Annotated in this window: 9 protein-coding genes and 1 pseudogene; 3 read left to right on the plus strand and 7 right to left on the minus strand. The window is 41.5% G+C overall.

What is annotated here, in order from left to right; genetic code table 11:
- Window positions 1-57: 57 nt before the first annotated feature.
- From LC048_RS20630 to LC048_RS20650, 5 genes and pseudogenes are all read right to left on the minus strand, one after another.
- Window positions 58-423: a Na-translocating system protein MpsC family protein gene (locus LC048_RS20630; protein WP_226605860.1), complete on the minus strand. Its 366-nt coding sequence runs from the start codon at window positions 421-423 to the stop codon at window positions 58-60.
- Window positions 424-831: 408 nt separating this feature from the next.
- Window positions 832-2,070 carry a serine/threonine transporter SstT gene (gene sstT / locus LC048_RS20635; protein WP_226605863.1) on the minus strand — a complete coding sequence of 413 codons (1,239 nt, stop codon included), beginning with the start codon at window positions 2,068-2,070 and terminating at the stop codon, window positions 832-834.
- 358 nt (window positions 2,071-2,428) lie between these two features.
- Window positions 2,429-4,649: pseudogene (katG, locus tag LC048_RS20640) on the minus strand (catalase/peroxidase HPI).
- A 158-nt stretch (window positions 4,650-4,807) separates the two neighbouring features.
- The gene (locus tag LC048_RS20645) at window positions 4,808-5,134 is read right to left on the minus strand and encodes a hypothetical protein (protein ID WP_226605868.1); all 327 of its coding nucleotides are present in this window, start codon (window positions 5,132-5,134) and stop codon (window positions 4,808-4,810) included.
- Between the two features lie 466 nt (window positions 5,135-5,600).
- Window positions 5,601-6,584, minus strand: a complete 984-nt coding sequence (locus LC048_RS20650) for a tRNA dihydrouridine synthase (RefSeq protein ID WP_226605871.1) — start codon at window positions 6,582-6,584, stop codon at window positions 5,601-5,603.
- Between the two features lie 282 nt (window positions 6,585-6,866).
- On the opposite strand from LC048_RS20650, the gene LC048_RS20655 reads away from it, so the two are divergent.
- Complete coding sequence (locus LC048_RS20655; protein ID WP_306048664.1) at window positions 6,867-7,961, plus strand: tetratricopeptide repeat-containing glycosyltransferase family 2 protein; 1,095 nt, start codon at window positions 6,867-6,869, stop codon at window positions 7,959-7,961.
- Between the two features lie 19 nt (window positions 7,962-7,980).
- Here LC048_RS20655 and LC048_RS20660 read toward each other — a convergent pair whose 3' ends face one another.
- Both LC048_RS20660 and LC048_RS20665 read right to left on the minus strand, forming a co-directional pair.
- Entirely contained in the window at window positions 7,981-8,925 is a 945-nt protein-coding gene (locus LC048_RS20660) for a glycosyltransferase family 4 protein (protein ID WP_226605877.1), read from the minus strand.
- 40 nt (window positions 8,926-8,965) lie between these two features.
- A complete protein-coding gene (locus LC048_RS20665) occupies window positions 8,966-9,874 on the minus strand; it encodes an NAD-dependent epimerase/dehydratase family protein (RefSeq protein ID WP_226605880.1) in 909 nt (302 codons plus the stop codon).
- A 148-nt stretch (window positions 9,875-10,022) separates the two neighbouring features.
- Here LC048_RS20665 and LC048_RS20670 point away from each other — a divergent pair, with 148 nt between their 5' ends.
- Together LC048_RS20670 and LC048_RS20675 are read left to right on the plus strand one after the other, a co-directional pair.
- Window positions 10,023-10,913: a GT-D fold domain-containing protein gene (locus tag LC048_RS20670; RefSeq protein ID WP_226605883.1), complete on the plus strand. Its 891-nt coding sequence runs from the start codon at window positions 10,023-10,025 to the stop codon at window positions 10,911-10,913.
- A 16-nt stretch (window positions 10,914-10,929) separates the two neighbouring features.
- Window positions 10,930-12,036, plus strand: coding sequence for a glycosyltransferase (locus tag LC048_RS20675; RefSeq protein ID WP_226605886.1), 1,107 nt, complete (start codon window positions 10,930-10,932; stop codon window positions 12,034-12,036).
- Window positions 12,037-12,055 lie beyond the last annotated feature (19 nt).

The following is a 12,055-nucleotide window of genomic DNA, read 5'->3' on the forward strand; positions in this document are numbered from 1 at the left end:
CGGAATTGTCGGTTTATCTTCAACTGGCAACATGCTATTAAAGATCTCCCTCTATTATCATAAAAATTTTTTCTCAAGGTCGTTATCTAATTTAAATACCATTACTCGTTCCCCTGTTCGAGAACTTATATCAGTATGAAAACTTTTCACTTGTTCCCCACTGTTCGTAAATATGATTTCTTTCAAAGTTCCCAAACCTGATTCCACTAGTTCCGAACGGGTTTTCTTTACTGTTAACATTCCCTCTTTAGTTTCACAAACGGAATATTCTGCTGGTGTCAGGACCCCTTGCAAACTTACGATGACCAGATCTCGCAATATATCTGTCTTAACGGAAACAGAGCCACGTCCAAGATAGTCCTTTTCCCATTGAGTTATCGCCTTGCTAATATCAGACTCCACAGAACCTTTCGACTTGTTCATATAATAATCCCCCCTAAACAAAAAATCGATCTATTCCTCAAGCTAAAATTCTAGTTTAAGGAATACATCGATTTACTTATTATCAACTTTATTATTTTTAATAAAATGCTTTTTCATCCGGCCAAATAAAAATTTAACTGGCATGCTCAAGCTTATTAGTATAAATAAGTTAATGAAAATCTCTCGATTGATTTATTAAATTAACGAAATGTTACCATATAACCTGCAAAATATCAATACTAGATCAATTGAAAAGTGAAGACAAAAGGCACGTCCTCTAAAAAGACTGCAAAAATTATTACAGACGGGATATTCTTTATAAGCAGAAAAGCAGGAACCTGTTGGACCCCTGCTTCCTTATGCAGATGAATACTGAACAGATGAGCGATCAACTTTATTCTGACAAGCTTATGATGCCTTTTTGATTTCGATAACTTTTCCTTCATTCCGCCATTTCTTAAATTCTACTGCAGCCGTAAATAATACGTCAGTCGATGAATTAAGGGCTGTCTCAAAAGAATCCTGTAAAACACCGATGATAAAGCCAACTGCAACTACCTGCATGGCGACATCATTCGGGATGCCGAACAAGCTTGCAGCGAGAGGGATCAGCAAAAGAGATCCGCCGGCAACACCAGATGCACCCGCAGCACTGATCGCAGCCATAAAACTTAGAAGAATGGCAGTAGGAATGTCAACCTGGATACCTAGTGTATGAACAGCAGCCATTGTCATGACAGTAATCGTCACGGCGGCTCCAGCCATATTGATGGTTGCGCCTAATGGAATGGAAACAGAATATGAATCCTTGTCCAAGCCTAATTCTTCACAGATTTTAATATTAACAGGAATGTTTGAAGCTGAACTGCGTGTAAAGAATGCTGTAATCCCACTTTCCTTCAAGCATTTGAAGACAAGCGGATATGGATTTTGCCTTATTTGAGTGTATACAATGAGTGGATTGACTACAAGAGCCACAACAAGCATGACGCCAATCAGAACGGCAAGTAACTTTCCATAGCCAAGCAAAGAGCTAAGTCCGTTTGCTGTAATCGAATCAAATACAAGGCCCATGATGCCAAGTGGAGCGAATTTTATCACCCAAGTGACGATTTTGGACATCGCATCGGATAAGTTCCCAATGACTGTTTTTGTTGAATCAGACGCATTCTTCAGAGCAAGCCCGACTAAGACCGCCCAGGTTAAAATACCGATATAATTAGCATTCATAATAGCATTAACAGGATTATCAACAATATTGAGCAATACGGTTTTAAGAACCTCAACTACACTCCCAGGAGGCGTCATGCCCTCAGCGCCAGCTGTAAGCTTCAAGCTTATCGGGAACATAAAACTAGCAATAACCGCAATAAGCCCGGCAGCAAATGTTCCTAGAAGATATAAAGATATAATCGTTTTCATATTTGTTTTCTGCCCGCGTTTATGCTGCGCAATCGCTGACATAACCAGGAATAATACCAATACAGGGGCAACCGCCTTCAAGGCACTTACAAATAAGGATCCTAAAATAGCAACTGGCTTTGCTAGTTCCGGAATGGATAGAGCAAGGATAATACCAACTATCAAACCCGCTATGATCTGTTTCACCAGGCTTACTTGGTTCCACTTCCTCAGTAAATCTTTCATTGTCTTCTCCCCCATAAGTAAGTTCTGTTGATTGTAATTTTACAAGAGGACAATAACCACCAATGTCCTCCTTAAAAACACAACTGTTCGTGTACTGAGTATTATAGAGGCTGAAACATTATATTACAATATAAATATTATAATTAACATAAAATTTAAACTTTCTAAATACTCAATCATCATACCTTGAATTGCTTCCAATTGTTAATAGATAATTCTTCCCAAGAATGGTCACTTTTAAAGAATAGATTCTATTTATTGAGAGAAGAGACATTCTAATTCGGAAAGTCCCAGGCCAGAAAAAATAGCAGACCAAATTTTCTCGGTCTGCTATCCGTTAAACTTTTATCCAATTTTTTTACCGTGTGCGTGCCAATTCCGAAGTCTCTCGAGCCTGTTCACTCAAATCAAAACGATCTGCATTCATGACCTTGACCCATGCGGAAATAAAGTCGCGCACAAACTTCTCTTTGTTATCGTCCTGGGCATACACTTCCGCAATCGCACGCAGCTGTGAGTTCGAACCGAATACCAGGTCGACTCTGGTCGCTGTACGAACAACGTCACCTGTCTTGCGGTCGCGTCCCTCATATACTCCGCCATCAGCAGGCTTCCATTCCACTCCCATATCGAGCAAATTCACGAAGAAGTCATTCGTGAGCGAACCGACGCGGTCAGTGAATACGCCGTGTTTTGTGCCGCCATGGTTCGTACCGAGGACGCGCATTCCGCCAATCATTGCTGTCATTTCCGGTGCACTAAGGTTTAACAGCTGCGCTTTGTCCAGTAACAGCTCTTCTGGACTCACACCATACTGCTTTTTCTGATAGTTACGGAAGCCATCTGCATATGGCTCCAGTACCGCAAAGCCTTCAACATCTGTTTGCTCTTCCGTAGCATCCCCCGCGGCCAGCAGCAAAAGGAACGGTTACATCAAAGCCTGCATCTTGCGCGGCCTTCTCGACTGCAGCACTTCCGCCAAGTACAATCAAATCAGCAAGACTGACTTTCTTATCCAGTTGATTTTGAATCTCTTCCAGTGCATTTAGCACCTTTGTAAGCTGTTCCGGCTGATTCACTTCCCAATCCTTCTGCGGTGCTAGACGAATACGGGCACCATTCGCTCCTCCGCGGAAGTCCGAGCCTCGGAACGTGCTTGCTGAAGCCCAGGCAGTCGTAACCAGCTCCCCGATGGTAAGTCCAGAGTCCAAAATCAATGATTTCATCTTTTCTACTTCTTCAGCGTTCAATTCATAATCAACCGCCGGAACAGGGTCCTGCCAGACAAAATCATCTTCCGGGACTTCCGGACCTTGATACCTTGATTTAGGACCCATATCACGATGCAATAATTTGAACCATGCACGCGCAAAAGCATCAGCAAACTCTTCTGGATTCTGATGGAACCGGCGGGAAATCTTTTCGTATGCCGGATCATGACGCAAAGCAATATCGGTGGTAAGCATCATCGTTGCAACTTTTACAGAAGGATCTTCTGCATCCGGGGCAAGGTCCTTCTCGGCCGGATCTACAGCCAGCCACTGATAGGCACCTGCCGGACTCTTTGTCAGCCACCATTCGTATCCAAACAGCAGATCGAAGTAACCATTATCCCACTGTGTCGGATTTGCCGTCCAAGCTCCTTCAAGACCGCTCGTGATCGTGTCACGACCCTTGCCGCTGCCATATGCATTTTTCCAGCCTAAGCCCATCTCTTCAATAGAGGCTGCTTCAGGTTCCGGACCCACCTTGACCGCATCCCCAGCTCCGTGGGCTTTTCCAAATGTATGTCCCCCAGCGATCAGCGCTACTGTTTCTTCATCGTTCATGCCCATCCTTGCAAAGGTTTCGCGAATGTCCCGAGCTGCCGCCAGTGGATCCGGCTTGCCATTTGGTCCTTCAGGATTCACATATATCAGACCCATTTGCACGGTAGCAAGCGGATTTTCGAGCTCGCGGTCACCGGTATACCTTTTATCTCCGAGCCACTCAGATTCAACACCCCAGTATGTGTCTTCCTCAGGATGCCAAATATCCGGACGGCCTGCGCCAAAGCCGACGGTCTTGCCGCCCATGGACTCAATTGCCACATTCCCTGCCAGCAACATCAAGTCAGCCCAGGAAATCTTGTTGCCATACTTCTGCTTGACAGGCCATAGCAGTCTGCGTGCTTTATCAAGGTTGCCATTGTCAGGCCAGCTGTTAAGCGGTGCGAAACGCTGTGAACCTGTTCCACCGCCGCCGCGGCCATCTCCTATACGATAGGTGCCTGCTGAGTGCCAGGCCATCCGGATGAACAACGGCCCATAATGTCCATAGTCAGCCGGCCACCAGTCCTGACTCGTTGTCATGAGATCACTAAGATCCTGCTTTAGAGCATCATAGTCCAGCTTTTTAAGCTCTTCATTATAATTAAAATCTTCTCCCAGAGGATTGGATTTTCTGTCATGCTGATGGAGAATATTCAATTGCAGCTGGTTTGGCCACCAATCCCGATTTGTTGTCCCGCTGGTTTTATGACTAGTAGCACCCCCGTGCGTAAACGGGCATTTCCCAACATTCGCAGTATCCTTGTCCATTTTCTTTCCCCTTTCGTTAAAATAAAACTGATTAAACGATCAACATTAATAACTATGAAAGAGACAAGGAATTTAGTATCTATAATTGGAATCTTTTATGATGGAAGGCGACTGAGGGTTGAATTGGGGCATAGGAGGTTGTATAAGCTGGTCAACTATTAGCCAAAATAAACTTCTACACTTTTTTCTTTCTGTGCCGTTTCCAAACAGCTTTGGATAAAGAGGAAGATTTGTTTTTGATCCCAGGAGATACAATCACTTTCCGACGGTGCAGCAGTTTTAAAGAATTTTTTATAGCCCTTCATAGCCTTTTCAACTTGTTGCAGCGAAAAGACCGAACTCCTGCCAGAACCGCTGACTCCAGCATAGAACTGGTAGGCATCGAGAAAACGATACAGCAGGAGGGCATTATGATTCCCCATGCTAAAGCGCGCATAAGCGATTTCTTCCCTTGCTTTATTCAATCCGTAAATATCATGACCCACTTAATATTCCTCCTTCAAATTTAAAGTTATTTTAGAAATGACGTCGAGTAGTCTACATGGCTAATCACTCCTTTCACGTTTGTATAAATATAGGAACTTACAATTAAAATAGTATGAGAGAGTAAGAGATGGTTCGAAAGATAATCCGAGGTTCCGAGGTATTCAGAAAGGTTTGCATCAATTATTATGCACTTTTAGAATCACTTTTTTAATCGAAGAAATTGTGAGAGATAGTTTGTTCATTTTTGTCCACCTGATGAAAAAATAATACCATATTGCGTATCTGGTTGAATTTCGCTTTTTTAAAACTTATCAACAATTATGTGAACACTTACTTTAGTTGCCTCCCTATAATATAAGTTGCGCTATCCTCTTTACATGTTGATTGTATTAACATTCAAGGGGTATTGTTGATGATTTTACAAATAAATAACGGAACCAGTATCACCTGATTCCGTTCGCTATCTTACTGCTTCATTTGTTCATCAAGATTCTGTGACGCAAAATTATCAAGCAATTCACGCACTTCATCTGTTGTCTTCGTGTTCATTAACTGATTTCTTAATGCACTCGCCCCGGGGAATCCTTTGACATAGATTTTGAAAAAGCGATGAAGCGCCGTGAAAGGCCGCAGCTCCAGATGTGAATATTTATCATGGAGCTCCATATGCAAGCTTAAGAGGTCAAGCAATTCCTCACTGCCATGCTCTTTCTTCTCCAGTTCAAAGGCAAATGGATTATGGAAAATGCCTCGTCCAATCATCACCCCATCAACACCATACTGCTCAACTAGCTTCAAGCCGGTTTGTCGGTCAGGGATATCTCCATTGATTGTCAAAAGAGTATCTGGTGCCACCTCGTCACGAAGCTTCTTAATCTCCGGGATTAGCTCCCAATGTGCATCCACCTTGCTCATTTCATCCCTTGTACGCAGATGGATGGAAAGGTTGGCAATGTCTTGTTCCAAAATGTGTTTCAGCCAGCTCTGCCATTCGTCTACTTCCGTAAGACCAAGCCTTGTCTTGACACTTACCGGCAATCCTCCTGCTTTGGCAGCCTGAATTAATTCAGCTGCAACCTCAGGACGACGGATTAGGCCGCTTCCCTTCCCGTTCTGTACCACATTGGGAACCGGACAGCCCATATTGATATCCAGACCCTTAAAACCCATTTCTGCCATACCAATGCTCATTTGCTTAAAGTTTTCAGGCTTGTCCCCCCATATATGAGCTACCATCGGCTGTTCATCCTCTGTAAAAGTCAAGCGTCCGCGCACACTCTTGATTCCATCTGGGTGACAATAGCTTTCCGAGTTCGTAAACTCTGTAAAGAACACATCCGGTCTTGCCGCTTCACTCACTACATGGCGGAAAACAACATCCGTCACTTCTTCCATTGGTGCCAATATAAAAAATGGCCGTGGTAAATCACGCCAAAAATTCTCTTTCATCTTAGTTCAATTCCTCTCATCATGGGATAAACGACCTTCCCCTTATCCCAAAATTAAAAAGCAGAATGTCCCTGCTCCTTTTACACTTATACCATGCTTGGGCACTTTTTATCAAACTGATTGAAATGGTAATTTCAACTTTCCACCACTTAGCATTCCACTGGGCTGGTTAAAATAAAGTGTTACCTTGAGATCTATATTCCACAACCGGATACGAACGGGTTTCACATTTTTATCTCTTTACATAAAATGAGAAGAAAATCTTTTACAGGAGGGGTAACAATGACCACCATCAGTCTCTGCATGATTGTTAAAAACGAAGAAGAAGTGTTGGAGAACTGTCTCAGGAGTGTACAGGATATCTGTGATGAGATCGTCATTGTGGATACCGGATCGACTGATAGGACGAAGGAAATAGCCCTGCAGTTCACTGATAAAGTACTTGATTTCGAATGGATTGAAGACTTTTCCGCAGCCCGGAATTTTGCCTTCAGCAACGCCACGATGGAGTATATCCTTTGGCTCGATGCTGATGATATTTTGCTGCCGGCCGACCAGCAAAAGTTCAAAAAGCTGAAAACCTCTCTGAATTCGAATGTTGATGCTGTCTCCATGATCTATGTCATCCTTAGGGATGAATATGGGAACCCGACTTTCCACTACAGAAGGAACCGCCTGGTGAAGAGAATCAAGAACTTCAAATGGAACGGACCCGTCCATGAATATCTTGATGTGAGCGGCAATATTTTATCCTCTGATATATCAGTAGAGCATAAAAAAGATGAAAAACAATCGATCGGCCATTCAGACAGGAATTTAAGAATATATGAAAATCGGATTAAAAGAGGAGAAGACTTTTCGCCAAGAGATCTTTACTATTATGCCAATGAGCTTCGTGACCATAGGCAATTTGAAAAAGCAATCATTTATTATAATGAGTTCCTGGGTGGCAAAAAAGGCTGGGTGGAGGACAACATATGTGCATGTTTGAATCTGGCTGATTGCCATGCCAATAGAGGAGAAAAAGATGAAGAAATGGATGCCCTGCTGAAGTCGCTGTCTTTCGATGTACCACGGCCTGAACCGTGTTGCCGGATTGGCGATCGTTTCAAGACCAATAAGGATTATCATACAGCAATTTTTTGGTATACTACCGCCACACAGAAAAATAAGGACACAGCCGGCTTCCAGAACCAGGCTTATTCCACATGGTACCCGCAGCTTCAGCTATGCGTATGCTATTGGGAATTAGGTAATGTAGAAAAATCGATTGAACATAATCAGAATGCTAAAAAATACCGCCCGGATGACAAGCAGGTTTTGTTCAATGAGAAGTTCTTCGGCGATTTTTTGAAGAGTAAAAAAGAAAAGAAGTAAGGGGTGCCCTTACTTCTTTTTACATTTCGAACAAAAACTGATTCCATTCAGGCACCGTTTTTTCAATCGAATAATTATTTAGGACAGATTGACTACCTTCTTTTCCATACTTGAGCAACTCGTCTCTTTGATCCAGTAAATGAGTAATCACTTTAATATATTCAGCTGGATCAGTACTGTCCAGAACCAGATGCTTGGCTGATGACGGTGCCACTTCCTTCACATACCCAACATTGGTGGAAATAACAGGTACTCCACAACCATAAGCTTCTAGTGCAGGAGCAGGACCCCCTTCGTTGTTACCAGTGATTAGTAGCAAATCAATCGAATGATAATAATTTGGCATCTTTTCAACGGGGACGTAGGAGTCCATAGTTGCTTCTTTAAACTCAACTTTTGAGTTGTCTGCAAAAGAATCCTTGATTGGCTTGTAAAGAGTTTCATAGTTTTTACTTTTCTTTTTCACATCACCAACCCAGCCAATTACAAGTTTTCCACAGTCTTTTTTCTCTTTAGGTTTAAAGAGTTCTGTATCGACAAACTGCTTTAAATATTTCACATTACAATTAGGTACAATGTCTCCCAAAAAGGAAGCAAGCTTTGGATTTATGCACCCGATTTTATTGATTCTTGTTAGGTATTTATTGATAAATGGCGGATTTAACTCGAAGTCACCCAGCCACTCCTTAAATTCGGGCTGGTTTTTAGTAAAATAAAAGTAAGATACCGCTAATGAACTGTCTACTCTTACCCCTGCCTTCAGCAAGTATTCTGCCAGACCTAAACACATGGCAGAAATAACTTCATATTGGTCATTAATCTTTTTCGCGCCATGTGCTGCAACCCGGTTATACACTGATTGAATCGATGCTATTTCTAGATTTGGATTATGAGATTGAACGACCATGGCATGCTTGCCAAGAACCCACCAATCTACGTCATAGACAAGTAAAAATTTTTTCATAACCAAAACTCCCTTTCAAGCTCTTCTATACCGTAACGATTCACTGCCTGTAGCTGTCAACCGTCTTCTTCAATCCCTCTTTGAAAGAAAATCTAGGCTCCCAACCTAGTTTATTTTGTGCCAATAGGTTATTAAGGCAGCTATGGAGGATATCGCCGGCCCTGAATTTTTTATGAATGGGTGCCAGCTTGGTTTTCAATGAAGAATTAATTTCGTCGACGAGCGAGTTAATGGTCATTTCTTGATTACTGCTTATATTGAAAACGCCGCGGCAATCCTTTTCCATAGCAGCGATATTAGCTGCAGCAACGTCTTCTACATAAATAAAGTCCCTGGTTTGTTCTCCATTCCCAAAGATTATCGGCGGTTCATTATTGATCATTTTTTTCATGAAAATCGAAACGACACCTCCTTCTCCCTCTGCATCCTGCCTTGGTCCATAAACATTCGCATAGCGCAGAATCGTATAATCAACATCATATTGCTGGGAATAAAGGGAGATATACATTTCTGGAGTGTATTTCGAAATACCATAGTTTGATAGAGGTTTAACAGGGTGGCGTTCGTCCACAGGCAAATAGACGGGGTTCCCATAGACTGCGGCTGAGGAGGAGTAAATCAATTTACAATCATGTTTTTTACATAGTTCTAAAATTTTCAACGTACCCAATATATTGACCTCAGCGTCTAGTCTTGAGTTTTCGATTGATTTCTGGACATTGATCTGTGCTGCAAGATGGAAGACTGCATCTGGCCTTTCCTTTTCAAAAATAGTCACAAAACCTTCATCTAGTATATTCAAAGAATAAAACGCGGCCCCTGGATGCAGGAAATCCTTCTTTCCTGAAGAAAGATTATCCACTACTACTATTTCATAGCCCTTCTTAACCAGTGCATCTACAACATGTGAGCCGATAAAACCTGCACCTCCTACAACCAATACCTTCATTGTCTTCTCCCTTCACAGCTTAGTTTATTGTTTTCTTTATACCTTATGTTCTTTTTCAACCCGTTGTTCGGGCTTCATTTATGAACCATTCATTTGCTTGAAAATATAATATTAAGACTGCAAAAATCACATGGAGAGGAGACATTTCTTGAGTTACTCAATCTCTAGAGAACAATGGGAAACGATCTATAATCTTGGGTATCCTGGCCAATGGGATAAAGCCTCATTAGCTTCAGAAGCTATCTATAAAGGCGGGGAGGATCTCATACAAAGAAAATTAAAGGATAATCAATATCTCCCTTATAATATTGAAGACATTATCGAGGAGGGCTTGAAGAGTTTCTCAAAGGACATTATTCAACTTAAAACTCCACATGAAGTAAAGAAGCAAATTTGGCAAGCTACGAGTGAAAAAAAGGGCCTAAGTGTCATTCGCTTAGGTGATGGGGAACTTTTGGCGCTAGCACATGATATTTTGGTTCCTTCTGAAGTAATCAACAAAAGTGGAAAGTTGAAATATGCCTTAGGGGGCTTTAAAGTACCTGACATTGATAAAAGAAAGGAACTTACCAGAAATTTATCTGAAGCTGATATCATTGGTATTCCTGCTGCCAGATATCCAACTTATCAGCGATTATTCAACAAGCTTGCCAAATCACTGAAGCTGCCTTTGAATGAAATGAATATTACCGATTCCCGCATAAATTATTTGATGAATGACGGATTCACCATCTATCATGACCTGCTATCAAAATATCGTATTTTACTTATCGGAAACCGGGCAAAGGACGGCTCGAAATATTTTAAGAATTTGGGGTATAAGTCGATTGTAGGCACGATATCAGTCCCTAATATTTATGAAGTGCCAAAAGTACTTGAAGAAGTAAATCAATATGAATTTGATGTTGCCTTTGTATCCGCTGGAATACCAGCAAACCTAATATGCGTAGACATAGCCAAAAAGGGTAAAGTGGCTATAGATTTTGGTCATCTATTAGATTGGTATATAGAAGGAAGGAAAATGATCAAACAAAATTAAAAAGTAGGGAATTAAAATGATAAGTGTAGTTCTAGCCGTTTATAACAGCGAACATTTTATTGGCGAAGCAATCCAGAGTATTTTAAACCAGACGTTAGCCGACTTTGAATTAATCATTATAAACGATGGGTCAACAGACGGAAGTGAGGAGGTCATCCTATCTTTTCATGATCCGCGCATTCGGTACTATAAGCAAGAAAACAAAGGAGTAGCAGGAGCCAAAAATGCAGGGCTAAAGCAGGCAAAAGGAGAATATATCACGATCCATGACTCTGATGACATCTCCCTTCCCAATAGATTTGAAAGGATGCTAAAGGGTTTGGAATCAAGTGACATTGGATTTGTCCATAGTGACATGCTGTTAATGACTGAGAAGGGCAAACCCTTTGGCTACTGGCAATCCAACAATATTTTCCCCGAAGCCATGTACCCTTTCTTGCTGAATACAGGTACACCTTTTAATAATCCAACTATCATTTTTAAAAGAGAAGCGATTAATGGCATTTTGCATGATGAACAAGTAAAGGTCGGTTCCGATACAGATCTAGTCCTGCAAATCGCTAGAGAGTGGAAATCCTATCATATTCCAGAACCCTTATATCTATACAGAAGACATCAAACAAATGTGACGAACAACAAAGATCTAGAAGTATTGACCAGGCATGTAAGGAAGAATTTAAGAGATGAGGACTTGAAATGGATTCCGGAAGTGGATTGGAATTCAGGTGCTGGGAACTCGCTATTTACCGCAAAACTGATAGCAGGTGTAGCTCTTTCAAGACGAGGAATGCTGGATGAGGCAATCTATATGTTCAGGGATGCCATCCCTCTGATCAAAACCCAATCTGACAGGGATTTTTTTGAAGGAATGAAAGCTCTTGTAGAAAAGGATTATCACCGTGCCGTAAATATGTTTCGTAAAGCAGATGAGAAAAATCATATTCTCGAAAATTACCTCGGAGAAGCCTACCTTTATTTAAAAAAGTATGACGAAGCCTTTTCACATTTTATCAAAGCGCTAACCATTCAACCGAATTATAACGAACCTATACAAAACATAAGAGCAATCGGTTTGATAAAAGGTCAAAATACCATCGATAAACGTGTGAATAGATATAAATGACCCTCTAAAATTTTTAGAG

The organism is Mesobacillus subterraneus, from assembly GCF_020524355.2.
GTDB classification, from domain to species: Bacteria; Bacillota; Bacilli; order Bacillales; family Cytobacillaceae; genus Mesobacillus; species Mesobacillus subterraneus_C.